This is a genomic window from Mesoflavibacter sp. CH_XMU1404-2 (assembly GCF_037029465.1).
In the GTDB taxonomy this organism is placed as follows: Bacteria; Bacteroidota; Bacteroidia; order Flavobacteriales; family Flavobacteriaceae; genus Mesoflavibacter.
Genome location: NZ_JAYMEM010000006.1, coordinates 274,754 through 299,265, shown reverse-complemented (window position 1 = coordinate 299,265; position 24,512 = coordinate 274,754). Strand labels below are relative to the sequence as shown.

The window sequence follows — 24,512 nt, the reverse complement described above, 5'->3', positions numbered from 1 at the left end:
AGAAGTAAAGAAAGTACAAGTAGATTTAATCTCAATGACAGATAAAAAAGGAATGAGTGTACCAACACAAGGGTAGAGTACAAAAAATATATATGTTTAATCCTCTTCTAATAGTAGTATTAGAAGAGGATTAGTTTTTTATTTAAAATATTTTAAATTTGATTGTTTTAGCATTCAATAAGGTGAAATATATTCTCAATTTAGTATTACTACTTACTTTATTTTCTTTTACATCTACACCACAAGTAAAAGAAGAAAGTACTATTTTAAAAATTATAAGACTAAGAGAGTTAGCAAATAATTCAGATTTAGATATATCCAAAAGATTTCAATATGCTAGAGAAGCGATAGACTTGTCAAAAGATTACGGAAAAGACTCAACTATTTTAGAAAGCAACAGAGTTTTATCTTGGTTATTTATTGTGTCTGGAAAATATGATTCATTATACAGAATAAATAAAGAGAACTTAAAAATATCTTCTAAAATAGAAGACTCTTTAAAGATGGCTTATGCCAACAACAATTTGGGTTATTACTTTTACAGCCAAAAAAGAAATGATAGTGCCTACTATTATTTTTACAATTCTAGAAAGCTATATGAGCTTTTAAAAGATAGAGAAAATGAAGTTGGTGTAATATTAAACATGGCAAATATCCAAGAATCCGAAAGAGATTATATTGGAGCAGAAATAAATGCTATTAAAGGTATCGAGATTGCTAAAACGCTACCAATATCAGATGCAATAAATTATAAGTTATGGGCATTAAATAATTTAATTGGTATTGTTTCAAGTAAAGTAAAACGGTTTGATAAGTCTATTGAGTATCACAATAAAGCATTAAGCTATGCAAAAAAATTAAAAGGAGAAAGCTATAAATATTTAAAGGACTTTTCTGAAATGAATATAGGAATAGCTTATCGTAGAAAAGGTGATTACTCCAAAACCATTCAAGTCTTAAGTGAAATAAAAAACTTAGAAGCACTTAAAACAGCAGATCCACCAACTTATGTATCAATAATATCAAATTTAGCTTATGCTAAGTTTTTAAAAAAAGATTTTAACGCTAGCGAAGTCAAAGAGACTTTTAAAAAGGCATATAAGTTTTCATTAGATCAAGAAATTGAAGTAGAGCAATCTGTTATAGCATCTTTTATATCAGAGCTTTATCTATATAAGAAAGAAATAGACTCAGCAAAAAAATATGCAAACATAGCTTATGAAAAAGCGCATGAAGTTGATGAAAATCAAACCATTCTAGATGCTTTAATATTAAAAGCAAGAACAGAAACAGGAGAACAGTCAAAAAAATATTTATACGAGCATATAGAGCTAAATGATAGTTTAATTTCAAAAGAAAGAGCAAATAGAAACAAATTTGCTAGAATAGAATTTGAAACCGATGAAATCCTTCAAGAAAAAGAACAAATCTCTAGACAAAGACAATGGTTAATCTTTACAACTGTAGGCCTTATAGGAGTTCTATTTTTCTTATACATCATAAAAACACAAAGAGAAAAAAATAAAGAACTACAACTACAAAAACAGCAACAAGAAGCCAACGAAGAAATCTATAAATTAATGCTTTCTCAACAAGAAAAAATTGACGAAGCCCGAAGTGTAGAAAAGAATAGAATTTCTCAAGAAATACACGACGGTATTTTAGGAAGACTCTTTGGTGCTAGGTTAAGCTTAGATAGTTTAAACCTTGTTAAAACAGATGAAGCTATTTCAAAAAGAAGTAATTACATTTCAGAATTAAAAAATATAGAAGACGATATAAGAAAAGTGTCACACGAGTTAAATTCAGATTTTGTTAACCAATCAGGTTATTACGATATGGTAAAAACATTAATCGAAACACAGATGACAGCCTATAATATCAAATATTCTTTTGAAGCAGACTCAAGTATCAGTTGGGATTCGCTTAACAATAAAATAAAAATTCATTTATACAGAATTTTGCAAGAAACCATGCAAAATATCTATAAACACGCAAAAGCAACTAAAGTAGACATTGCTTTTGGTTTAGAAAAAAATACTTTAACTTTAAAAATAATTGATAACGGTGTAGGTTTTGATCAAACTAAATCTAAATCCGGAATTGGTCTAAAAAATATCACAGATAGATTAAAAGAGATAAACGCTAAGTTTAAAGTTTTATCTAAAACAGATCAAGGTACATCAATTTTTATAACTGTCCCAAACATACAAACTAACTAAAATTATGAAAAATCAAGAGCTTAAAATATTAATGGTTGATGATCATCCAATGATTATTGAAGGCTATATGCATACTTTAATGGCTACTAAAAAAGAAAATCAATCTTTGACAATAGATATTGCATCAGATTGCGATTCTGCCTTAAAAGCCATGAAAAAAGCCAAAAACGTTGGCGTGCCCTATAATATTTACTTTTTTGATATTAGTATTCCAGAATCAAGTGATGGTCTTTATAAATCAGGAGAAGACTTAGCTAAACGAGTAAGAATGGTAGAGCAAGATGCTAAAATTGTAATTCTCACCATGTTTGAGGAAGTTTACAGAATACATGATATTATTAAAACCATAAATCCAGAAGGGTTTTTAATAAAAAGTGACTTAACATCAAGTGAGTTAGCAAGTGCTTTTCAAGCCATTCAGGGTAATCCGCCTTTTTATAGTGGAACCATAAACAAAGTTTTAAGAAAAAGCTTACAGAATCCAATTACTTTAGATTTAGTAAATCATAAAATGCTCCACTTATTATCATTGGGTATAAAAACAAAAGATTTAGTAAAACATCTTGATTTAACTTTAAGTGCAATTGAGAAAAGAAAGAAAAATCTTAAAGAGTTATTTTTTGTTGATGATGGTAAAGATGAAACTTTAATTCAAATCGCGAAAGAAAAGGGCTACATTTAGAATTTTTTTCAAAAATCTTCAGATTTTTTTCATTAAAAAAAGACTCCGAAACTTGCGTTATATTTAAGACTTACGGTTTTTACCACAACATCTATGCGGTTTTTGCCGTAAGTGTATAAGATACAATTACTTATATTTGTAATGACTATTAATTTAAGTATTTTCCCTTTCAAACTTAGTTTGGTTAATAGCATTTACATTTACACACAAGAAAAAGCAACATCGCTAGATGTTGCTTTTTCATTTTAAGAATATTTCTTTACAAAATATTATATCATAAGGTGTTTAAACTCCCAAAAAATGGAAACAAAAAAACCTAAGTAAACTACAGCTACAATAAACTTTAAAAATGTTCCTGTTACAAAACCTAAAAAAGAGCCGAAAGCTGCTTTTAAAGCCGTTTTAGAATCTGATTTGTTTGATAATTCGCCTAAATAAGCACCAACAAAAGGTCCAATAATTATTCCCGCAGGTATAGGTGCAATTAAGCCTATAATTAAACCAAGTGTTGTGCCAATCATTCCTGCTCTGCTACCACCAAATTTTTTAGTACCAATTGCAGGTATGATGTAGTCTAAAGCTAAAATAAATAGAGCTATAATTAGAGTAATAATTAAAAATGAAGTGTCGCTTGGTACAGCATCTGTCATATATAAAAAAAGTAAACCAACCCAACTTAAAGGCGGACCGGGTAAAATAGGTAAGATGCTTCCAGCTAAGCCTAATAAGATAAAAGCAAAGCCAATGATGGTTAAAAATATATCCATAAGTTTTTGTTTATATGACGAATAAACTTCAGTTATGTTACATTTTTCAACTAAAAAATTAGTTCAAACTAAATATTTAGTTATATTTGTGTTATTCAACTAAAAGTTTAGTTAAAAAAATGAAAGCACTTACAAAAGCAGAAGAAGACATCATGCAAGTACTTTGGCAGCTAGAAAAAGCTAATGTAAAAGATATAATTAATATACTTCCAGAACCTAAACCAGCTTACAACACAGTCTCTACAATTGTTAGGATTTTAGAATCCAAAGGATTTGTAGATTATGAAAAACAAGGAAAAGGTCACGTGTATTTTCCAATACTTAAAAAGCAAGATTATAGCAATCAAAGCTTAAATAAGTTAGTAGAAAATTATTTTCAAGGTTCTTTTAAAAGCATGGTGTCTTTTTTTGTGAAGAAAAATGATATAAATATTGAAGAACTAGAAAACATCTTAAATGAAATCAATAAAAACCAATAGTTATGGTTACCTATATCATTCAAATAGTCGCTTTTCAACTTATCTTTTTATTGGTTTATGAAGTGCTTTTAAAAAAAGAAACGTTTTTTAATTACAACCGATGGTATTTATTATCAACTTCATTGTTGTCGTTACTCTTGCCTTTAATTAAAATTGAAAGTTTTACTAAAACCATACCAAGTAAATATGTAGTTGTTTTACCTGAAGTTGTTTTGGGTAACGTCCCAAAAACAACACAAGTTACTACAGAAGCTACAACTATTGCTAATCAAACCTCATTTTTAACACTTAATAATCTTATCATTTTAGGTTGTGGTATTGCATTTTTAATTTTTGTTTTTAAGCTGTCAAAACTTTTAAAATTATGGGCAAAAGCTAAAAAAATAGAGTCTAATGGATATCAAGTTTTATCACTACCAAACACAACAGTTGCCTTTTCATTTTTTAACTACGTGTTTATTGGTAGCCAACTTACAGAACAGCAAAAAGAAACTATTTTGGCACATGAGCTTATTCATGTCAAACAAAAACACAGCATAGATTTATTATGGTTTGAAGTATTAAAAATTGCACTTTGGTTTAATCCATTAGTGTACATATATAAAGGATATTTAACCCAAGTGCACGAGTATATTGCCGATCAAAATGCTATAAAAACTGTCAATAAAAAAGATTACTACCAACGTTTATTACAGCAAATTTTTGATGTAAAATCGTTGCCTTTCATTAATCCATTTTTTAAACAATCATTAATCAAAAAACGAATAATTATGTTACAAAAATCAAAATCAAAACCTGTTTATTTAATTAAGTACTTGCTACTAATACCAATGATTACAGTAATGTTGGTATATTCTTCATGTTCTCAAGACGAAACTAATAAAGCAAATACAGAACAAACTACATTAACGGAAGAAGAGTTAGTGCAAAAGTATTTGAAAGAGTATAGGGGTAAGTATAAAGATAATATTGGAAAATTGTTTTCAGAGAATAAAACAGATACTAATAATTACCTAAATACTTTAGACCAATATGCAAGACTTAAAGCTAAGTTTATAATTATGGCAGAGGACTATAAGTTAAAAAATGGTAAGGCGGCAAACATCTTAGATGAAATAAATGATAACACATATCAGGATTATCTTAATAATAAAGAAATCCAAGAATCTAAAGATAATTGGGTTGGTAACCCAGAAAGAGGAACGTTAAGATTATTAGTTGAAGATTTAGATAATTTAACTGATGAAGAAGAAGGATTGAAACAATCAAAATTAGCGCAAATCACTAATGAAGAATGGTATCATGCTTTGGTAATATCTGATGGTTATAGACATATTAAAATCGAAGTTAGAGAACCAAAAGGAGATTACATTCACGATTCAAATCAAATAGATGTTCCTTTTAGTGTTATAGAACAAGTTCCATTAATAGAAGGTTGTGAAACAGTATTTAATATTAAAGAACAAAAAGAATGTTTTTCAAACAAAATAAACGAACATGTTATGAAAAATTTCAATACAGAACTAGCTAATAATCTAGGTTTAGAAAAAGGTGTAAAACGCATTTTTGTAAGCTTTAAAATAGATGTTAATGGAGATGTTGTAGATGTTAGAGCTAGAGCGCCACATAAAGATTTAGAAGCAGAAGCCATTAGAGTGATTAATTTATTACCAAAAATGATACCTGGTACAGATAAAGGTAAACAAGTTAATGTGCCTTACAGCTTACCAATAACATTTAAAATTGATTAGTAAATTCACTTTTAAATAGTTAAAACCGAAGTTTTTACTTCGGTTTTTTTATGGTCATCAATCAATAAACATACAATTATCAACCAAAAAATCGTATTTTTCGGCGATACTTGTTTAATATGAAACAAATAGCAACTTTTTTTATATTCTTTTTATTAGTGTCTTGTCAATATTTTGAAGCTAAAAAGACATCAAAAGATGCTATTCTAAAAAAAGAATTAAAAACATTTAATTGGAACGAAGTAGACACGTATCCTAGCTTTCCTGTTTGCGATTCTTTAGACACATTAACTAATAAAAAACAATGTTTTGAAACTACGTTAGCTAATCACATAAGTTCACAATTAGCTAAAGAAACCTTTGTTGTTACTCAAGATATTAATGATACAATTATTCTAGAATTTTTAATTTCAGAAAAAGGGCAATTGCAAATTCAACAATTCTCAGCAGACTCTTTAACCATTGCAGAGTTGCCAAATATTCAAGAAATTATTGAAAGTAGCTTAGATAGTTTACCACCAATTTATGCTGCCATAAAACGTGGGCAACAAGTAAAAACACAGTTTAAATTACCAATTATTCTTCAGGTAAATTAATTATAAATTAAATTTATAACCTAAAGCCACATCCGTAGGGAAGTTTCCTTCGTTATCACTAAAAGCTGCAAACAGCGAGTCAAACACTAAAGTGATATAACCGTTACCAACTTTAAAATCGGCGCCAAGTCCAAAAATTAAAGGTGCATCAAACTCGGTATTAGAAATTTTATTTTCAACAAACGTTCCTGGGTTTTCAGGGTTTTCAACTATGTAAGTTGCGTTTACATTAGTTAATGTTGCAAATTTAGTTTGCGCATACACATTAAAATTGTCTTGATTTATAAACCTAAATCTGTAACCTAAAGCTAACTGTGTAGCGCTATATTGTAAATTGTCATTTTCTGCTATGTATCTTAGATTAACAAATCCAGCATGTTTAGGTTGTGCTTTGTCTTGGACAATTTCAAGTTCAGTTCCAAAAAACAAAGCATTTTCATTATCAGGGTTTTCCACAAAAGGGTTGTTAGTCAAACCTCCAAAAAAGCTTAATCTTGTTTTAAGTTTAGCTTTACTATCATTAGCTGTGTAAGTATCGTCTTCAGAAGCATTGTATTTGTTTACAAATTGCTTCAAACTAAATAAAGTAAATTTAGTTTTAGATGCATTCATGCCAGTTAAATCAGTTAGTGTCGCTTGGTACTCGTTTTGGTATTTATTATCGTCGTTTTTTGTGTTTTTAAGTTCGGTAACAGCATTGTCTTCGGTCTTGACAAAATATCTAAATTGTCCGTCAACAGAAGCCCAAAGCAGGTCTAAAGTACCTTCAACTTCGGTATCTAATTGTAAAGATTCGCCATTAATAGTGTAGGTTTGTTGCGCAAAACTTAATGTTGAAACACATAGGCTTAAAATGAAAAGTAATCGTTTCATAGAGATTGTAATTTGGTTCTATGCTAAAGTAGAAATTTTTAATTAAAAACTATTTCTTAAAGCGTCTGTTTTTCCATTTATAAGTTGAAAACGAGCCAATAACAGCAACATAAACACTAAAAAAAGGATATAATATACTTGAAGGTAAATAATATTTTAGAGCATTTTCTTTGTTGAAAAATACGCTGGTTTTATAAATCAAAAGGAAATCAATTAGCAGTTTTAAAACCAATAAATAAGTAAAGGTTTTGAGTTGAAACAGTTCTAAAACCACCAATACAAAGCCAATTACAACAACTGAATTTGCTAGCAATACCAATAACCCAACTAACTTAGCAAAACCATTATCATAGTTAGACGTTTTATTTGCCCAACGTATGCGTTGCGATAGTAAACTTTTAAAATTTGGTTGCGGTATTGTTTGCACAATAGCATGCTTACTTTTTAAATATTTAACCGAATTTTTATCTGCTTTCAACGCTTTTTCCATTAAAAAAATATCGTCGCCACTTGCAATGATATCATTGCCTTCAAAACCGTTTATGTCACTAAAAAAAGATCTTTTATAACCTAAGTTAGCACCATTACATAAAAACGGTTTGCCAATGCCAAAACCTGCAATGCTACTTCCTATTAAACTTAAAAAATCTAATAATTGAAAGTGTTTTAAAAATCCATTAACTTGATGATAAGTAACTGGTCCAACAACCATTTTAACTTCATTTTGCTGAATAAAAGCATCAAAATTATCTAGCCAATATTTTGGTAAAACACAGTCGGCATCGGTAGTAATAATCCAATCGTATTTTGAAATTTTTATTGCTGAAGAAATCGCATCTTTTTTAGGTGAATTGGTTTGTCTTTCATTTTCAATCAATGTGATATCTAAAGCTGAAGTTGAAATAAATTTAGTAACAATCTCTTCCGATAGATCTTCAGAATCATCATTAACTAAGATAATTTCAAAAAGTGAAGTTTGATAACTTAACTTAGAAATAGATTTAAAAAGCGTAGGCAAATTTTCGGCTTCATTTCTAAAAGGAATAACTACCGAAAATTTTGTTTTTGCAGGAATATCTTGCAGTTTAAATTCTGGCACTTTATCTATAGCAAAAGCAAATTTTCCTATTAAAAGCAAGTACAAAAGCAATATGATTACAGCAATTACAAGCATCAATTTTGAGATTTTAAAACGTTAAAATTAAGCACATAATAGCTTCCAAAAACACTTGGTAGTGCAAAATTTAGTAACCACATTAATAAAATACAACTTAAAATAGGTAGCTGATTGATGTCTGCCAAACCAAAGACATACAATGCAACACTACCTTTTATTACCACATCAAATATTGAAATTGTCGGAATTATTGAAGCCAATAAATACATAGAAGTAATTAAAATCATAGCATCAACATAGTTTAATTGAACTCCAAAAAGTGTCAAAATAAAATAAAACTGAAAAGAAAACACAGCATAACGTAACACCGATAGTAAAAAGCCAACGCCTAAATATTTTACACCTAAATTTTTGATATAATTAATCACTTTTTCAAAAGAAAAACCTTTAATGTTAAATCGGTTTTGTTTCAAACCAAATACTGCAAACAAAGCAATTAAAGTCAATAATATTAAAGCTCTAATAAATCGATAATCAATGTCAACCTCGTAATTTTTATACAAGAAAATAAAACCAATAACACCTAAAATAACGGTCACACTCATTTGTAGCATATTGCTTACTAGGTTTAAAAGCAACACTTTTTTACGTTGTGATTTTTCAAAGTAGATGGCTTTTGCACCATATTCGCCAATACGATTTGGAGTAAAAATGGAAGCGGTTAGTGCGCCCAAACTTTGTTCGGTAGCTTCTAAAAAACTTATTTTTTTGATTTTTGAGATTAAAAATCGCCATTTCATAATTTCTAAAATCCAATTAAAACCACTTAAAAACACTAAAAAAATGATATTTATTGTTGAAAACAGCTTGTTTTTGTCTGAAAAACGCAAAAAATCTTCAAATTTTAATTCAGGATTATTAAGTAATTTTTGATAAATAAAGTAAAATGCACCAACAACTATACTTAATTTGATAAGTACAAAAAAGAATTGCTTAGTTTTGTAAGGTAAGCTACTATTCATCTTATTTTTTCTGAAAGTGCTTGCAAAATAAACTAAAAAACACACAATGTTATCAAGATTTAAAATCATTTGTTTGCTTGCCTTTTTAGTGTTGGGATTAACCACAGTAAAAGCACAAATAGAAACTAGTAAATGGAAAGCTCTAATTGCTGTAGGTGTAAATAGCCCAAGTCAAGATGGATTTGTAACGCCTTTTGAGGCTGATGGATTAAATTTTCCGACCATAAATTTAGGAGTTCAGCATATGTTTACTAATCAATTAGGAGCTAAAGTAGATTTTGGGTATAATAGATTTGTAAATGCCGATAATACACCAGATTTTAAAGTAAACTACACACGTGTAAATGCACAGTTTGTTTATGATGCTACATCAGATTTTACGTTTTTACCATTTGGTACAGGTGTAGTTTTTCATGTTGGTCCTGGTTATTCTATGATAAAACCTTTAGATGCTTATGGCGATAATAAAACGTCTTATTTAAATGCTATGGGCGGAATGGAATTTCATTACGGAATAAGTAGAACTGTTTCTGCATATATCGACTCGTCTTACATTATGGGATTTGCAAGTGATTTTGATCCAATAACTGAAGGATATGGATCTTTTAACGGTAATTTATTAACCGTAACTGTTGGTGTTGCAGTTTCTTTAAGCGGTTGCGCAACTTGTAATTAATGGCAAAAGAACAAATTATATTAGGTATTGATCCCGGAACAACCATTATGGGTTTTGGCTTGATTAAAGTTGAAAATAAAAAGATGAGCTTTTTACAACTTAACGAGCTAGACTTAAAAAAATACGACGACCATTACTTAAAATTGAAATTGATTTTTGAAAGAACTATAGAATTAATCGATACGCATCATCCTGACGAAATTGCTATCGAAGCGCCTTTTTTTGGTAAAAACGTACAAAGTATGCTTAAGTTAGGTCGTGCGCAAGGTGTTGCTATGGCGGCAGGATTAAGTAGAGAAGTACCAGTTACCGAATATTCGCCAAAAAAAATCAAAATGGCAATTACAGGTAATGGTAATGCTAGTAAAGAGCAGGTAGCAAAAATGCTGCAAAGTTTATTGAAACTAAAAACTTTGCCAAAAAACTTAGATTCTACCGATGGTTTAGCAGCAGCAGTTTGTCATTTTTACAATCAAGGTCGCGTAGAAATTGGTAAAAGCTATTCGGGTTGGGCAAGTTTTGTAAAACAAAACTCAACAAAAATCAATAAACAATAAACAGTTATCAATGTCTAAACAAGCAAATAATCCTTTAGCTGATAAATCTTATCAATTAGCTCTTCAAATTGTTAATGTTTATAAAGAATTAACTAATTCAAAAAAAGAGTTTATCTTATCTAAACAATTATTAAGATCTGGTACGTCCATTGGAGCTAATGTTACAGAAGCAAACGGTGCAATATCAAATGCTGATTTTTCTGCTAAAATTTCAATTGCTTATAAAGAAAGCTTAGAGACTAAGTACTGGTTAAGCTTACTTAAAGATTCAGATTTTTTAAGTAAAATAGAGTTTGATAAATTACACTCAAACACTGACGAACTATCAAAAATATTATTTTCAATACTTAAAAAAACAAGAATAAATAAAATACCTTAACTGTTAGTTGGTCACTAATCATTGATATCTGATAATTTGTAAATTGACTACTGCTAATTGTTTCCTGTTAATTGTTTATTGACAACTGATATGTCCGGCGTCTACATTCACATACCATTCTGCAAACAAGCATGTTATTATTGCGACTTTCATTTTTCGACCTCGTTAAAAAAGAAAGATCAATTAATTTCTGCTTTAGCAAAAGAGCTTCAACTTCGTAAAGAAGAATTTAAAGATGCAACTGTAGAAACCATCTATTTTGGTGGCGGAACGCCAAGTCTATTATCTATTGAAGAACTACAATTTTTAATAGATACGATATATAAAAATTATGCAGTTGTAACATCACCAGAAATCACATTAGAAGCCAATCCTGATGATTTATCTGAGCAAAAAATTATTGAATTATCCCAATCGCCAATCAATCGACTAAGTATTGGTATACAATCTTTTTATGAGAAAGATTTAAAGTTGATGAATCGTGCTCATAATTCCGAAGAAGCAAAAAAATGTTTAGAAGTTGCGACACAATATTTTGATAATATTAGCTTAGATTTAATCTACGGAATACCAAATAGCACATCACAAGAATGGTTAACTAATATTAAAACAGCGCTAAGCTTTGGTGTACCACATATTTCAAGTTACGCACTAACTGTCGAGCCTAAAACAGCATTGGCTAACTTTATCGAAAAAGGAATTATTGATGATGTTGATGATGAGGTTGCACACCAACAGTTTCATCAACTTATAGAAAAATTAGAAGATGCAGGTTTTGAACATTACGAGCTGTCTAATTTTGCAAAACCAGGTTATTACAGTAAAAATAATAGTGCCTATTGGTTAGGTAAACCATACATTGGTATTGGTCCATCAGCACATAGTTTTAACGGTCATCGACGCGCTTGGAATGTAAAAAATAATTCTATTTACATTAAAAAGATTGAGAATAATCAATTACCATTAGAAACTGAAACATTGACCAAAAATGATAAGTATAACGAGTTTGTCATGACAGGTTTGCGCACCGTTTGGGGTATTAATCTTGACCAAGTAACCAACAAGTTTGGGCTACATTACCATGATTACTTATTAAAACAAGCACAGTTTTATATCTCGGAACAATTATTGTATATTGATAATGGCAGCTTAAAAGCAACCAAAAAAGGAAAATTTTTAACCGACGGAATAGCAAGCGAGCTATTTATGTTAAACTAATTTAATGAAGACAATAATAGACATTAATACAAAAAAATACACAGTAGACTTATCCAAACCTTTAGACATATCAATGCCCATTCGTGGTTCAAAAGATAACGCCAATGCGTGGTATATCGAAGAGCCTAAAATAGAGCCAGCGCAAATAGGCGAGTGGACAGCAAGCGTAAAAAAAGGAGCATCTATCAACTTTAATAACATTCAATTTAATCCGCATGCTCACGGTACGCATACCGAATGTGTTGGACACATTACCGAAAAATTTTACAGTATCAATAAATGCTTAAAACAGTTCTTTTTTAAAGCAGAATTAATCACCGTTGCACCAGAAAAAATAGATGAAGATTATGTGATTTCTAAATCACAATTAAAATTCTTATTAAAGCAACGTAAGCCAGAAGCTTTGGTTATTCGCACAATGCCAAATACAAAAGACAAACTAACTAGGCAATACTCTAATACCAATTGGCCTTATTTAACCGAAGATGCAGCACAATTTATAAAAAAAATAGGCGTACAACATCTTTTAGTAGATTTACCAAGTGTTGATAAAGAAAAAGACGAAGGTAAATTATTAGCTCATAAAGCTTTTTGGGATGTTGATGGTAAGATTAGAAAAAATGCGACCATAACCGAGTTTATTTACGTGAAAAATAAAATTACAGACGGAAAATATATTTTAAATTTACAAATAGCTTCGTTTGAAAACGATGCAACACCAAGCAAACCTATCCTTTACAAAATAGAATAAAAAATGAAATCCATTTTAAAATTAGAAGAGCTTTTTCAATTCATACTAGGTATCTATTTGTTTTCAACATTAAGTTATGCTTGGTGGTGGTTTTTAGCATTGATTTTACTGCCAGATATTGGTATGCTAGGCTATTTAATCAATACTAAAATTGGTGCAATAACATACAATATATTTCATCATAAAGGATTAGCTATTTTGATCTTTTTAGGTGGAATTTATTTTGAAATCGAAGTCGTGCAATTAATAGGAATTATCCTGTTTTCTCATGCGTCTTTAGACCGAATTTTTGGATACGGACTTAAATATGCAGATCATTTTAAAAACACACATTTAGGAAGTTTATAATGGAAATCTTTATCTCATTAATAATAGGTGGACTTGTTGTATTAGGGATAACAACCTATATAAAACACTTTAAAAACAAGAAAAAAGTATCCTCGCAATCGGTGATACTTTTAGACAAGATTAAAAAGGTGTGCAAGTTTATAACTGTTGAAGGTGACTTTGCTGAAATCTATCATTATGAAGATGTTAAAGAACGCTTTTTAAAGTTAGTGTCTAGCCGTAAAAAAGCGTTGGTAGTAATAAATGCAAAAGCGTATGTGGGTTTCGATTTTAATAAAGTAACTTTAGAAGCAAATCAAGACACTAAAACGGTAATTATCAAAAGTTTTCCGCAACCCGAAATACTTTCAATAGAAACTAATTTAAACTATTACGATAAAAAAGATGGTTATTTCAATAAGTTTGAAGCTGCAGATTTAACAGCGCTTAATGAAGAAGCTAAGCAACATATTTTAGAAAAAGTGCCAGAAAGCGGATTGTTTAACGTAGCAAAACAAGAAGCTTTAGAGTCTTTACAATTGGTAGAAAATATTGTTCAAACCATAGGTTGGACACTAGATTATCAAAATTTAGTCTTGGATACAGACGATATTAAAAAAATAAGAGAATAGCTACGAAAACGTTTGAAATGGGTGTATTTTATCGAAAAAGCAGTCAGTTTTCTTTGTATTAACATCAAATCTTGTTACCTTTTAAGTATTAATAATCAAAACCAAAGCTATGAATAGATTATTACTCTACTTAAATGATACCTTAGAAAGTTTAGATATTCCTCCAATTATCAAAAATAATAGTCGAGAAATTAATAAATTAAAAAAGAAAAACTCCAAAAAAGTTAATTTAAAAGAAATTAAATAAGCACTATATTTATGCATGAATATAGAGCAACTACATCAATACTGTCTTCAAAAACCAAAAGTAGAAGAAACTTTTCCTTTTAATCAAGACACCTTAGTTTTTAAAGTGTTAGGTAAGATGTTTGCCTTAATTCCTTTAGATAAATGGGAAGCTGGCGAAGGTTCCATTTCACTTAAATGTGATCCACAATATGCGTTAGAGTTACGTGAAGAATATGATAGTATTAAAGGTGCTTTTCATATGAATAAAACACATTGGAACACAATTTATGTGCATAAAGGAGAAGTTTTACCAGAATTGCTATTTCAACTTATAGATCATTCTTACGATCAAGTGGTTAAAGGTATGACCAAAAAAATGCAGCAAGCATTGAAAGAATAATTGCACAACAACTCAAATAAATGTATCATTGCAATTATTCAAAAAACATAAAATCTTCACATCATGAGCGTACTTCAGATGCTAAAAGACCGAAGCAATGATACTTGCGAGCTTTGTGCTTCAACTTCAAATTTACAACAATACACCATTCCTCCATCATTAAATGAAAGCGTAGATACCTGCGTTTTGGTTTGTGATACATGTTATAATCAAATAGAAAAAAACACCGATATGGATCCAAACCATTGGCGTTGTTTAAACGATAGTATGTGGAGCGAGCATGTCGCAGTACAAATCATGGCTTGGCGTATGTTACAGCGATTAAGAGGCGAAGGTTGGCCAAAAGATCTGTTAGATATGATGTATTTAGATGAAGACGCTTTGGCTTTAGCACGTGCAACAGGTGAAGATAAAGACGAAAGCGAAAAAATTATACACCGTGATGTTAATGGTGTTCTTCTTGAAAACGGAGACAATGTAGTCTTAATAAAAGACTTAAAAGTAAAAGGCTCTAGTATGGTTGCTAAACAAGGAACAGCAGTTAGAAACATACGTGTAGATCATGAAAATGCCAATTATATTGAAGGTAAAGTTGGCGGACAACAAATTGTGATTATTACAGAATATGTAAAAAAGAATTAATATTTTTAAAAAGAAAAAAAGCCCGATTTTCTAATTGAAAATTGGGCTTTTCTTATAATAATTTTTGCTGACTTTTATAAAATGCATCTGCTTGCAACTGCATAAGTTCTCTTGCCTTTTTGCGTTTAAATTGATATAATTCGTCTTCCTCAGATAAATCAGTATACACTTTATCGTTAATTTTAAAATCGGTTTGTAAAGCTAGTTTGCGTTCTTCAACACGTTGTTGTACTAATGTTTTTACAGCAGTTTCTTGATCTTCTAATTTAAAATCATATTCACTTTTAGGTGAAATTAATTTTGCGAAAATTGGCGCAGTTTCAATAGCTAAAAACAATAAGAATATAAAAAACGAAGGTAACCAAGGTAATTTGTTTAATGCATTAACACGAGCCATTAGACCATCAAAACCATCAATTATAGGTTGCGTATTATCAACTTGAGTTTGATAATTATTTTGAAGTTGCTGAAGTTGGGTTTCTATTGCTGCAATTTTTGCTTTGTTGTCTGTTTTTAGTTGTTCTAATTGTGCTAAAGCAGCATCGTGTTTGTCTCGTTTTTCTTTATAAACAGGACCTTTGCCTAGTTTTTTTGTTCCAGAAGTACCTTCGGCTTCGCTAATATAAGTGTCGTAAAGTGCATTAACTTCAGCTTCTTTAGTATCAATTTCAGATTTTAAATTTTCAATATTTTGCTTTAGTTCTGCTACTTTAGGAGAAAATTGAAGCGCAATTTGTTCTTGGTTTTCAAGCGTCATTGCATTTTTTTCTTCTAACAAAACTTGGTTGATTTCTTTTTCAAAGATCTTCATTTCTAAAGGTTTTGAAATAACTATAGCAATTATAACAGCTAGAATTAGTCTTGGAAGTGCCTGCAAAAATTCATCTAAAAAAGAATCTCTTTTCTTAATTGTAGACACGATAAAACGATCTAAATTAAAAATGAGTAATCCCCAAATTAGTCCAAAAAAGATGGCTGTAAAAAGATTGTCAAAAACGGTATAAAGCGCATAACCAGATGCGATAAAAGCCATTAAAGCCGTAAAAAAGACAGTGGCGCCAATACCTGCGTATTTGTTTTTTTCACTTGAAGAAGCATTTTTTAAGATGTTAATATCTGCGCCAGAGCAAATAATAAAGAATTGTTGTAACATGATGTGATTGTTTTTTGATTGATGGATGATATCTATAAGAACGTAAATTGGTCTTAATTGTTACATAAATTAACATTTAAAATCAAGTTTTTATATGTTGATGTGTAACTTCTGTTACTGTGTAAGAAGTTGTTTGTTAGTAAATTAGTGCTACCAATTAAAAACATATTAACCATGAAAACAGTAGTGATAGGAGGCAACTTTGCAGGTATTACTGCAGCCTTAGAGTTAAAAAGAAAAGGTAAAGATCAACAAGAGGTAGTGCTGATAGATAAATCGCCATTATTTTTATTTGTACCATCTTTAATTTGGGTGCCGTTTGGGAGAAGAGATGTTAAAGATATTTCGTTTAGAAAAGATACCATTTTAGAAAAAAGAGGTGTCGATTTTCTTAACGCAGAAGCTTTAGAAGTAGATACGGTAAACCAAATTGTAAAAACCGATAAAGGCGAAGTAAATTATGATCATTTAGTGGTTGCAACAGGTCCAAAAGTAAAATATGATGTAGCACCAGGAGTTAAAGAATTTGCTCATTATATAGGTACGCCAAATGGCGCAATGAAAACTAGAAAAGCATTAGAAGAATTTAAGAAAAACCCTGGCGGAATCGTAGTTGGGGCAACTCAAAATGCTGGTTGTATGGGAGCAGCTTATGAGTTTTTATTTAATATTGAAAAATGGCTTAGAGAGCAAAAGATAAGAAAGAAAGTAGATTTATATTGGATTACTCCCGAAAACTATTTAGGACACTTTGGAATTGACGGAATTAAAGGAGGCGAAACCATGTTAAAGTCTTTTATGAAAATGTTTAATATTCATTTTAGAACCGAAGTTGGTGTAAAAGAAGTTTTTAAAGATAAAGTAGTTTTAAATACAGGTGAAGAAATTCCTGCTAAGTTCACCATGTTAATGCCACCATTTGTTGGTGTTGATTTTGTGACTAAATCACCAGGATTACAAGCTACACCAGCAGGATATATACCAGTAACAGACGATTACAGACATGTTACTTTACCAAATGTTTGGGCTGCAGGAATTGCAGTAGATGTAAAACCACCATTTACTTGTGGAGAAGTGCCATTTTCTACACCAAAAACAGGTTATCCATCTGATGAAACAGGTAAAATTGTTGCAGAAAATATTATAAGAGTTCAAAAAGGGAAAACAGAACTTAAGAAAAAAGCTTGGGGAAAAATACCCGGAATTTGCGTAATGGACGCTGGTAAAAAGGAAGTAATTATTCTATCTGATAAATTATTTAAACCAAGAAATTTTGCTATCATGATACCAAATGTTTTCTATGATTTTTCAAAAGTCTTATTTGAGAAATACTTTCTTTGGAAAACAAGAAATGGGTATTCTCAACTTCCATAATGTATTAGTTTTATAAACGAAAAAGCCTAAACAATTTTGTTTAGGCTTTTTTATTTAATTTCTATATTTGAAGAGCTAATCAATTTACCAAAATCTTAACCGTGATTAAACCTGTTTTTTACAAACTTCATTTTATTGCTTTAATTTCTATTTTGCTATGTTTTTCATGTGAAAAACATAAACATAAAAAATCAAAAGAAGTAGTGAACAATACTTCTTTTACTTTAAAAAAGGCAAATCAGGATTATTTAAACTACTTAAAAACAGGAGATAGAGCTTTACTTAAACAATTAGATACCGTTGTAAGCATTAGAATTGATAGTTTAAAACAAAGTGACTCAACGTATTTACAAACATTGGTTTTAAGCGCAAAATTAGATTTAGAACAAAGTAAGTTTAAGCTTGGAAGAACAAAATTTTTAAAAGCAGATAGCTTGTATGTAGCTAATAATTTAAAAGATTCTACGATTAAACATAGTATTGATTATTACAAAGTCTACACAAAGTCACAAGTTAAAAGACGTCTTTATTTAAATGAAGTTTTAGAAGTTATAGACCAATATAAAGACTGTAAAAAAAAGGATACATTAACAGAAATGTTCTCTAAAGAATATTTAGCAAGAGTTTACATAGATTCAGCTAAATATGATAAAGCTATTGCTAATTTACAAGAAGCAATAAACTATTTTAAATCTAAACATTTAAAGAAAAATTTATCTGTAGCTTATTCTGTTTTAGGTGTTGCTTATGATGGAAAAGAAGCTATTGATAGTTCATTAACTAATTACAAAAAATCTATAAAAATTGGAGAAGAATTAGTAGATCCCAACTACAATATATTAGCAGCAAACAGTTATAATTTAGGGTTAACATATAATGATCGATTGGGTAATTCTGATCAGTCAATAACATACTTTACAAAAGCCGTAACTTTTGATTCGATTCTAAACCCTAAAAACCAATATTTAGTAGATGATTATCGAAATTTATCTGCAGCATACCTATCTAATTATGATATAGAAAATGCTAAAAAATATGCAGAAAAGTCACTTGGTCTGGCTATGGAAGTGTTAGGTGAAACCGAGTTTTATATGATAGCGACTTCAAAATTTGTATTAGCTAATGTGCTAATAAAAAACAATCAAAAAGAAGAAGCTTTAGCTTTAGCAAACGAAGCGTTTAATGAAATTTTCACTAAAACAAAAGAAAACCACAGATATGTTGCCAATGCAAATTATCAATTAGGTGATTTGTACATGCAAGCTAAAGACACTTTAAACGCTATTAATTTTTTAAAAAAAACATCTAAAATAGCTAAGAATATTGATAGAGGTTTATTTGAACTTAAAGCTAATAAAAGCTTGATTGATTTAGGTTTTTATGATGACAATGTTTTTAAAAGGCAAGACATGCTTTTAAGTACAAAATTTAAAAATGCAACTTATTTTCAAGTTGAATATTTGATACAGAAGATAAATTATTTGAAAAATAAAAGTGAATTTGAAGCGGCTAAATCTTTGATTTTAGAACTAGAAAAAAGATATTCAGATGTTCAAATTTCAGCATTTCAGCAAATACAATTAAAAGCACTTCAAATTGAATTATCCTGGCAATCTCCTAATTTTAATTTAGAAGAAGAAACTAACCGATTTATAAAATTAGTTATAGATAGTAAGAATAATTTTTCTAACCATAACAATCAAGTTTACTACGCTAATTACTTAAAAGAAGCTATTACACAAACATTAAATAGTGTTTACAAAGCATATCAAAAAACAAGTCAAGAAAGCTATTTAAATCTTTTTTTAAAGCTTATAGAGGTTAATAAAAATTCAGCGTTATTAGAAGGAATTCAGCAAGTTAAGTTTAAAAACATTGCTGGTGTACCAAAAGAATTAATAGAAAAAGAACAGCAATTAAAAGATAAATTGCAGAGTGTTTATAATAATATTCAGTTTTTAAAACAACAAACGAATTCGAATGAAGAACTGCTTAATAAACTCTATTTAGAGCAACAAAATTTATCTCTTGAATATGAGAATTTAATTACCGATTTAAATGTAAATTACCCTAAATATGCATCTTTAAAACGCGTAAAAGTTTCTGATAATTTAAAGTCTTATCAAACCAAATTATATAGTGATGAAGCTATTTTAGAGTACTACATAGATAAGAACATTGGGTACTGTTTCAAGATTTCAAAAGAAAATATTGAAATTACCCAATTAAAAGACATAGTTGCTCTAAGAGATAAAATTACCCAATTTAAAAGTCAAATTAACAATAGAGTATCCTTAACCGAAACATCAAAAGGTATTTCTAATTTAGTGTTGCCTAAAATTGAAAAGGATATTAAAAAAATAACCATCATTGCAGATGATATTTTAACTGTTCTACCATTTGAAGTTCTAGTGCAAAATAATCATTATCTGGTTGAAAGTTTTAGTATTTCTTATGCAGGTTCCTTAACGCTTTTAGAAGAACAAAAAAGCTTAAAAACGCAATCTAAAGGTTGGGCAGGATTTGCTCCTAAATACTCAAAAATAGCTTTGACAAACAACGTTGATGAGGTAGAAAATATTAAAGCAATTTATGGAGGAACAACTTATGTAAATGAAAAAGCTAGTAAGGATTTATTTGTTGAAGAAGGTAAAAATTATGGGGTATTGCACTTAGCGATGCATTCTACATTAAATCAAAGTAATCCAATGAATAATAAACTTCTTTTTAATGAAGTTGAGCCTAATCAATCACTTACAGCTGCAGAAATATATAGCTTAAATTTAAATGCTAATTTGGCAGTCTTAAGTGCTTGTAATACAGGTTTTGGAAAACTTGAGAAATCAGAAGGATTAATGAGTATGGCACGCGCTTTTACTTACACAGGTGTACCAAGTACTATCATGAGTCTTTGGAAAGTGCCTGATAAAGAAACCTCTATAATCATGACTTCTTTTTATAACTATTTAAAGCAAGGTGAAACTAAAGATAAAGCCTTGCAATTGGCTAAATTAGACTACTTAAATAATACAGATGATGTCGCTTTAAAACATCCATATTATTGGTCAGGATTTGTAGTTACAGGAGACACAATAGCAGTAAAAAATGAAGGTAACATAAGCTATTGGTGGTTAATATTGTTAATTATTCCTTTAGGTTTAGTAATAAAAAACCGCCTTAAAAAGGCGGCTTAGGTAGATTAAGGAATAATAGTTTTTAAAACATAAAAACCTGTTGCATTAATTTTTTTAATTTGAAATAACTAACCAATCTGTACCATCACTTTGAATTGTAAATCTTTGATTAGCACTTATACTAGTAATATTTGAATTAGTCACTACATCATAAACATTACCGTTGGTAATATTAAAGCTTTTTGTGGTAATACCGTTTGTGCCAATTAGTACTATAATTCTTCCAGTTTGAATAGTAGCATCTGGTATGGTAATACTAGTAATTGTATTAAGAACTTTTAATGTGTAAATTGTATCTGTGATTGTAAAATTACCAAAAACAAAACCTGTAGAGGTAATGTTTTTTGTCATAGTACCAGACCAATTTACATTACCTGCACTATCTGTTGTTAGAACATTTCCTTTTTGTCCATCTGTACTTGGTAAAGTGTATTGGTTACCAGAATTACCAAAAGTTGCAGTGCCATTAACAGTAAGTGGATTAGCACCAATGGTGTTTAATCTAATCATTTCGTTGCCAGCACCAACAATACTAAAATAATCACCAGTATCTGTATATTTTAGTCCATAATTAGGGCTAGTTTCGCTATGTGCAATTACCATTCTTTCGTAATTAGTAGAGCCACTAGAATACATATTAATCATAGGCGGAGCAGATGTGCTAGTAGCTGCAAAAGTGATACTAGAGTCAGAGCTATCAAAACTTAAATCGTCTCCTATGCTAGTTGGTCTAATTGTAGTACCAGTTTTAGTAAAAGGACTTGAGCCTGTTATATTTTGCCAAGTTAAATTGCCATTAGCGTCGGTTACCATTACTTCTCCATTATTTCCTCTTGTTGTTGGAAAAACGTAACCAGTTAAGTTTAGTTTTCCAATTTGTAAAGTGCCATTTATTCTAATCATATCATTATCAAATTCACCATATATTAGGGGAGAAGTTGAAGATGAATTTTCTATGTATAATCTATTGCTCTCTGTAATTCCTGTTCCAGAGCTGTAACCAATTAAGATATTTCCATTTACATCACCAGATTCATAACCAGCTCTTTCACCTATAGCAACATTTTGGTTTCCAGTTCTATTTATTGTGCCTGTAGAAGTCATAGCATTTTGACCAATAAAAACATTAGAAGCAATATTTTCTAACCTATTACCTGCTCCTTTACCAATAATTACATTTCCAGTACCATTGCTATTGTAAAAAGTAGTCTGTCCAATTACTACGTTATTTGAACTATTACCGCTGTATCTTGCAGTACCATTGCCTAAATAAACATTATTATTACCTGTTGTATTGCCCATACCTGCAGTTTGGCCTAAAAAAGTATTATATGAGCCTGTAGAAGTTGAGTATCCTGATAAGCTTCCTACAGATGTATTATGTTCTCCTGTTGTTAAATTTCTTAATGCGGCTTCGCCTATAGCTGTATTAGAATCTGAAGTTGAAAAAAGTAGGGTGTTAGGTCCTATTGCTATATTTGCTCCACCAGTTGTATTAGAATTTAAGGACATTGGACCAATAGCTATATTGTTGATGCCAGTAGTATTACTATAGCCTGCGTTTTTTCCAATGAAAATACTAGAGTTACTGTCAAAAGCGAAAGAGGAGCTTTGATCATTCTCTCCTGCGTTTTCCCCAATATAAATTGCACCTCTATTTTGTAAAGACTCTAATTGTCCTTTTGTGCTCATCCTCCAATGTTCAATATCATTAGTTCTAAATGTTAAATCTTGATTGTCTAAAGTGCCTAAAAAATTAATAGTAGAATCTGTACCTCTATTACCTTTTCTTGACCAACCAATCTTTTCCCAAGAAGTAGAGTTGTTGTTCCAATAATAAAAACCTGGTGTGTTACCTCCAACATTATTGGTAAGATATATAAGCATGCTGTTTTGAGCTGCTGTTGGATTGGTAGCAGGAAAATTACTAACTCTGGGTATTAACAACCCATCTGTATTTTGAGGTGTTGTTGTATTACTTACTGTTATCTCTAAAGTAGCGTTAGGATTAGTGTTATTAATACCAACTTGAGATAAACAGATGTTAAAAAATAAAGTAAAACAGATTAAAAATTTATGTTTCATCACTGGTTTTTCTTATTAGTGACAAAACTTTAAAAAGGTTAACTTATAAAGATTTTAATAACAAATTTGCTTCTTTATACTTATAAGTTTTATTTGAGACAATACTTGTTAATTCTGATTTAGCTTTTTCAATTTGATTGTTTTTTAAATAAGCTAAAGCTAAATACCATTTACTTTTATCAAAAAAGGAGTCTTTAAACTCTTGATGTTTTAATAGTGTTTTTATGGCTTGTTCATTTTTATCAAGTTCTAACAAGCAATTTGCTTTGTAAAAAAGAAGATATGAGCTATTTGTTTTTTTATATAAACTGTCAAAATTTTTTATAGCTTTTTTATAGTTTTTAGTTTCATAATTAAAAAAAGCTGTGGTTTCTAAATCATTACTCTCAGTGCCTCTTTCTATCGGTTTTATAATGTTTCTATAAGGCTCAAAATGTTGTGCATATAACTTTTGATGGTCTGTGCTTTTATTTAAAAAAGGGATAGTCAATAACCCTAATCCAATAATTAATATTGCTGCTATTAGCAGTTTTTTATAATTGAATGTTGAGGTGTTTTTTTGGTCAATGGTATTAAAAGAAGCTTTTAAATCATCTTTTTTTCTACTTATTAAAGCTTCTTGTAAGTCTTTTGCTTCTTCGACTTCGACTTTAAATTGCGTATCGGTTTCAATTAATTGATTAAAATAATCCAGTCGTTCACCTTTTAGCCTGTCAGAAAGATAATCTTGTATGAGTTTTTCTCTATCCATTTTGCTATTTTATTAATTCTCTTAAAGTCTTCATACATCTAGACTTTTGAGCTTTTACAGTATTTTCGTTTTTATAGTTGCCTAAGATTTTAATCTGTTTGATGCTTTTTTTATCTAAGTAAAAAAGGTTAATTATTTTTTGACAGTTTTCACCTAGTTTCTCAAAAGCTATTTTAAATTTTTCTTGCCTTTCAGTTAGTTGGTTATTTTCTAGATTTAAGTGGTCTATCACACATTCATCTTCTAAGTTTTCTTCTAATACTAATTTTTTGTTAGCTCTTAAATGTTCATAGATTTTATATTTTCCTATACTAAAAATATAGGTTTTTAAACTGCATGAAAGTTGGTCTATTTTGCCTCTAGCAACATTGTCATAAAGTGCTAAAAAAGTGTCTTGATAGATGTCTAGAATATCACTTTCTTCTATTTTAAATTTATGAGCAAAGCTTATAAAGTCTTTTTTATACGCAGTATATAGTCTAGCATATGTTTTTTGATCTCCAGCTTTTAAAGCTTCAATAGTCAAATCTTTACTCATTTATGAGACAACTTTAGAAAGGTTAACATGGTGTCTATTAACAAATGTATTAAAAAAGTGTGTTAACCTTTTTAATAAGCTGTCACAAATAGGTACAA

25 protein-coding genes are annotated in these 24,512 nt (G+C 29.7%); 17 read left to right on the top strand and 8 right to left on the bottom strand.

The window, feature by feature from the left end:
* Positions 1-182 precede the first annotated feature (182 nt).
* Together WA327_RS06005 and WA327_RS06000 are read left to right on the top strand one after the other, a co-directional pair.
* The gene (locus tag WA327_RS06005) at positions 183-2,222 is read left to right on the top strand and encodes an ATP-binding protein (RefSeq protein ID WP_336067585.1); all 2,040 of its coding nucleotides are present in this window, start codon (positions 183-185) and stop codon (positions 2,220-2,222) included.
* A gap of 4 nt (positions 2,223-2,226) precedes the next feature.
* Positions 2,227-2,904, top strand: a complete 678-nt coding sequence (locus WA327_RS06000) for a response regulator (RefSeq protein ID WP_336067582.1) — start codon at positions 2,227-2,229, stop codon at positions 2,902-2,904.
* A 269-nt stretch (positions 2,905-3,173) separates the two neighbouring features.
* Here the strand turns inward: WA327_RS06000 and WA327_RS05995 are convergent, their stop codons facing one another.
* Positions 3,174-3,671, bottom strand: a complete 498-nt coding sequence (locus WA327_RS05995; protein ID WP_336067580.1) for a DUF456 domain-containing protein — start codon at positions 3,669-3,671, stop codon at positions 3,174-3,176.
* Positions 3,672-3,790: 119 nt separating this feature from the next.
* Between WA327_RS05995 and WA327_RS05990 the strand changes: the two genes are divergently transcribed.
* The 3 genes from WA327_RS05990 (at position 3,791) to WA327_RS05980 (ending at position 6,497) form a co-directional block, all read left to right on the top strand.
* Positions 3,791-4,150: a BlaI/MecI/CopY family transcriptional regulator gene (locus WA327_RS05990; protein WP_336067578.1), complete on the top strand. Its 360-nt coding sequence runs from the start codon at positions 3,791-3,793 to the stop codon at positions 4,148-4,150.
* A 2-nt stretch (positions 4,151-4,152) separates the two neighbouring features.
* Positions 4,153-5,901 (top strand): M56 family metallopeptidase, encoded by a 1,749-nt coding sequence (locus WA327_RS05985; protein ID WP_336067577.1) that lies wholly within the window; start codon positions 4,153-4,155, stop codon positions 5,899-5,901.
* Between the two features lie 119 nt (positions 5,902-6,020).
* Entirely contained in the window at positions 6,021-6,497 is a 477-nt protein-coding gene (locus WA327_RS05980; RefSeq protein WP_336067575.1) for a hypothetical protein, read from the top strand.
* Here the strand turns inward: WA327_RS05980 and WA327_RS05975 are convergent, their stop codons facing one another.
* The 3 genes from WA327_RS05975 to WA327_RS05965 are packed head-to-tail and all read right to left on the bottom strand — an operon-like array spanning position 6,498 to position 9,509.
* Positions 6,498-7,370 (bottom strand): hypothetical protein, encoded by an 873-nt coding sequence (locus tag WA327_RS05975; RefSeq protein WP_336067573.1) that lies wholly within the window; start codon positions 7,368-7,370, stop codon positions 6,498-6,500.
* 49 nt (positions 7,371-7,419) lie between these two features.
* Entirely contained in the window at positions 7,420-8,544 is a 1,125-nt protein-coding gene (locus WA327_RS05970; protein ID WP_336067572.1) for a glycosyltransferase, read from the bottom strand.
* Positions 8,544-9,509 (bottom strand): lysylphosphatidylglycerol synthase domain-containing protein, encoded by a 966-nt coding sequence (locus tag WA327_RS05965; RefSeq protein ID WP_336067571.1) that lies wholly within the window; start codon positions 9,507-9,509, stop codon positions 8,544-8,546. Before WA327_RS05965 ends, WA327_RS05970 begins: the two co-directional genes overlap by 1 nt.
* Positions 9,510-9,555: 46 nt before the next feature.
* Here WA327_RS05965 and WA327_RS05960 point away from each other — a divergent pair, with 46 nt between their 5' ends.
* The 10 genes from WA327_RS05960 to WA327_RS05915 all read left to right on the top strand — a co-directional run bounded on the left by WA327_RS05960 (position 9,556) and on the right by WA327_RS05915 (position 15,319).
* The gene (locus tag WA327_RS05960; protein ID WP_336067568.1) at positions 9,556-10,185 is read left to right on the top strand and encodes a cell envelope biogenesis protein OmpA; all 630 of its coding nucleotides are present in this window, start codon (positions 9,556-9,558) and stop codon (positions 10,183-10,185) included.
* Entirely contained in the window at positions 10,185-10,742 is a 558-nt protein-coding gene (gene ruvC / locus WA327_RS05955; RefSeq protein ID WP_336067565.1) for a crossover junction endodeoxyribonuclease RuvC, read from the top strand. The genes WA327_RS05960 and ruvC overlap by 1 nt, the downstream gene beginning before the upstream one ends.
* Positions 10,743-10,752: 10 nt before the next feature.
* Positions 10,753-11,121 (top strand): four helix bundle protein, encoded by a 369-nt coding sequence (locus WA327_RS05950; protein ID WP_027880921.1) that lies wholly within the window; start codon positions 10,753-10,755, stop codon positions 11,119-11,121.
* 90 nt (positions 11,122-11,211) lie between these two features.
* A complete protein-coding gene (gene hemW / locus WA327_RS05945) occupies positions 11,212-12,339 on the top strand; it encodes a radical SAM family heme chaperone HemW (RefSeq protein WP_336067562.1) in 1,128 nt (375 codons plus the stop codon).
* Positions 12,340-12,343: 4 nt separating this feature from the next.
* Entirely contained in the window at positions 12,344-13,090 is a 747-nt protein-coding gene (locus WA327_RS05940) for a cyclase family protein (protein ID WP_336067561.1), read from the top strand.
* A 3-nt stretch (positions 13,091-13,093) separates the two neighbouring features.
* On the top strand, positions 13,094-13,438 hold the full coding sequence (locus tag WA327_RS05935; RefSeq protein ID WP_336067559.1) for a DUF4260 domain-containing protein: 345 nt from the start codon (positions 13,094-13,096) through the stop codon (positions 13,436-13,438).
* The gene (locus WA327_RS05930; RefSeq protein WP_336067556.1) at positions 13,438-14,049 is read left to right on the top strand and encodes a DUF4230 domain-containing protein; all 612 of its coding nucleotides are present in this window, start codon (positions 13,438-13,440) and stop codon (positions 14,047-14,049) included. Before WA327_RS05935 ends, WA327_RS05930 begins: the two co-directional genes overlap by 1 nt.
* A gap of 109 nt (positions 14,050-14,158) precedes the next feature.
* Positions 14,159-14,296 (top strand): hypothetical protein, encoded by a 138-nt coding sequence (locus WA327_RS05925; protein WP_336067554.1) that lies wholly within the window; start codon positions 14,159-14,161, stop codon positions 14,294-14,296.
* A gap of 15 nt (positions 14,297-14,311) precedes the next feature.
* Complete coding sequence (locus tag WA327_RS05920; protein ID WP_336067551.1) at positions 14,312-14,677, top strand: MmcQ/YjbR family DNA-binding protein; 366 nt, start codon at positions 14,312-14,314, stop codon at positions 14,675-14,677.
* A gap of 63 nt (positions 14,678-14,740) precedes the next feature.
* The gene (locus tag WA327_RS05915; RefSeq protein WP_336067548.1) at positions 14,741-15,319 is read left to right on the top strand and encodes a PhnA domain-containing protein; all 579 of its coding nucleotides are present in this window, start codon (positions 14,741-14,743) and stop codon (positions 15,317-15,319) included.
* A 52-nt stretch (positions 15,320-15,371) separates the two neighbouring features.
* Here the strand turns inward: WA327_RS05915 and WA327_RS05910 are convergent, their stop codons facing one another.
* Complete coding sequence (locus tag WA327_RS05910) at positions 15,372-16,472, bottom strand: DUF4407 domain-containing protein (protein WP_336067546.1); 1,101 nt, start codon at positions 16,470-16,472, stop codon at positions 15,372-15,374.
* Between the two features lie 174 nt (positions 16,473-16,646).
* On the opposite strand from WA327_RS05910, the gene WA327_RS05905 reads away from it, so the two are divergent.
* On the top strand, positions 16,647-17,846 hold the full coding sequence (locus WA327_RS05905; protein WP_336067544.1) for an FAD-dependent oxidoreductase: 1,200 nt from the start codon (positions 16,647-16,649) through the stop codon (positions 17,844-17,846).
* A gap of 203 nt (positions 17,847-18,049) precedes the next feature.
* Positions 18,050-21,040 (top strand): CHAT domain-containing tetratricopeptide repeat protein, encoded by a 2,991-nt coding sequence (locus WA327_RS05900; RefSeq protein ID WP_336067542.1) that lies wholly within the window; start codon positions 18,050-18,052, stop codon positions 21,038-21,040.
* A gap of 54 nt (positions 21,041-21,094) precedes the next feature.
* On the opposite strand, the gene WA327_RS05895 is transcribed toward WA327_RS05900, so the two are convergent.
* From WA327_RS05895 to WA327_RS05885, 3 genes are read right to left on the bottom strand one after another with little or no spacing between them, the layout of a single operon-like run.
* Positions 21,095-23,125 carry a hypothetical protein gene (locus tag WA327_RS05895; protein WP_336067540.1) on the bottom strand — a complete coding sequence of 677 codons (2,031 nt, stop codon included), beginning with the start codon at positions 23,123-23,125 and terminating at the stop codon, positions 21,095-21,097.
* A 43-nt stretch (positions 23,126-23,168) separates the two neighbouring features.
* On the bottom strand, positions 23,169-23,876 hold the full coding sequence (locus WA327_RS05890) for a tetratricopeptide repeat protein (protein WP_336067538.1): 708 nt from the start codon (positions 23,874-23,876) through the stop codon (positions 23,169-23,171).
* A 4-nt stretch (positions 23,877-23,880) separates the two neighbouring features.
* Positions 23,881-24,414 (bottom strand): sigma-70 family RNA polymerase sigma factor, encoded by a 534-nt coding sequence (locus tag WA327_RS05885; protein ID WP_336067536.1) that lies wholly within the window; start codon positions 24,412-24,414, stop codon positions 23,881-23,883.
* Positions 24,415-24,512: the final 98 nt, after the last annotated feature.

Bases quoted from the DNA above. Each gene is read 5' to 3' on its own strand.
- WA327_RS05985 (WP_336067577.1), top strand. From the start codon at position 4,153: ATGGTTACCTATATCATTCAAATAGTCGCTTTTCAACTTATCTTTTTA.
- WA327_RS05910 (WP_336067546.1), bottom strand. From the start codon at position 16,472: ATGTTACAACAATTCTTTATTATTTGCTCTGGCGCAGATATTAACATC.
- WA327_RS05965 (WP_336067571.1), bottom strand. From the start codon at position 9,509: ATGAATAGTAGCTTACCTTACAAAACTAAGCAATTCTTTTTTGTACTT.
- hemW (WP_336067562.1), top strand. From the start codon at position 11,212: ATGTCCGGCGTCTACATTCACATACCATTCTGCAAACAAGCATGTTAT.
- WA327_RS05925 (WP_336067554.1), top strand. From the start codon at position 14,159: ATGAATAGATTATTACTCTACTTAAATGATACCTTAGAAAGTTTAGAT.
- WA327_RS05990 (WP_336067578.1), top strand. From the start codon at position 3,791: ATGAAAGCACTTACAAAAGCAGAAGAAGACATCATGCAAGTACTTTGG.
- WA327_RS05895 (WP_336067540.1), bottom strand. From the start codon at position 23,125: ATGAAACATAAATTTTTAATCTGTTTTACTTTATTTTTTAACATCTGT.
- WA327_RS05915 (WP_336067548.1), top strand. From the start codon at position 14,741: ATGAGCGTACTTCAGATGCTAAAAGACCGAAGCAATGATACTTGCGAG.
- WA327_RS05935 (WP_336067559.1), top strand. From the start codon at position 13,094: ATGAAATCCATTTTAAAATTAGAAGAGCTTTTTCAATTCATACTAGGT.
- WA327_RS05980 (WP_336067575.1), top strand. From the start codon at position 6,021: ATGAAACAAATAGCAACTTTTTTTATATTCTTTTTATTAGTGTCTTGT.
- WA327_RS05920 (WP_336067551.1), top strand. From the start codon at position 14,312: ATGAATATAGAGCAACTACATCAATACTGTCTTCAAAAACCAAAAGTA.
- WA327_RS05995 (WP_336067580.1), bottom strand. From the start codon at position 3,671: ATGGATATATTTTTAACCATCATTGGCTTTGCTTTTATCTTATTAGGC.
- WA327_RS05905 (WP_336067544.1), top strand. From the start codon at position 16,647: ATGAAAACAGTAGTGATAGGAGGCAACTTTGCAGGTATTACTGCAGCC.
- WA327_RS05960 (WP_336067568.1), top strand. From the start codon at position 9,556: ATGTTATCAAGATTTAAAATCATTTGTTTGCTTGCCTTTTTAGTGTTG.
- WA327_RS05950 (WP_027880921.1), top strand. From the start codon at position 10,753: ATGTCTAAACAAGCAAATAATCCTTTAGCTGATAAATCTTATCAATTA.
- WA327_RS05885 (WP_336067536.1), bottom strand. From the start codon at position 24,414: ATGAGTAAAGATTTGACTATTGAAGCTTTAAAAGCTGGAGATCAAAAA.
- WA327_RS05975 (WP_336067573.1), bottom strand. From the start codon at position 7,370: ATGAAACGATTACTTTTCATTTTAAGCCTATGTGTTTCAACATTAAGT.
- WA327_RS06000 (WP_336067582.1), top strand. From the start codon at position 2,227: ATGAAAAATCAAGAGCTTAAAATATTAATGGTTGATGATCATCCAATG.
- ruvC (WP_336067565.1), top strand. From the start codon at position 10,185: ATGGCAAAAGAACAAATTATATTAGGTATTGATCCCGGAACAACCATT.
- WA327_RS05970 (WP_336067572.1), bottom strand. From the start codon at position 8,544: ATGCTTGTAATTGCTGTAATCATATTGCTTTTGTACTTGCTTTTAATA.
- WA327_RS05930 (WP_336067556.1), top strand. From the start codon at position 13,438: ATGGAAATCTTTATCTCATTAATAATAGGTGGACTTGTTGTATTAGGG.
- WA327_RS05940 (WP_336067561.1), top strand. From the start codon at position 12,344: ATGAAGACAATAATAGACATTAATACAAAAAAATACACAGTAGACTTA.
- WA327_RS05890 (WP_336067538.1), bottom strand. From the start codon at position 23,876: ATGGATAGAGAAAAACTCATACAAGATTATCTTTCTGACAGGCTAAAA.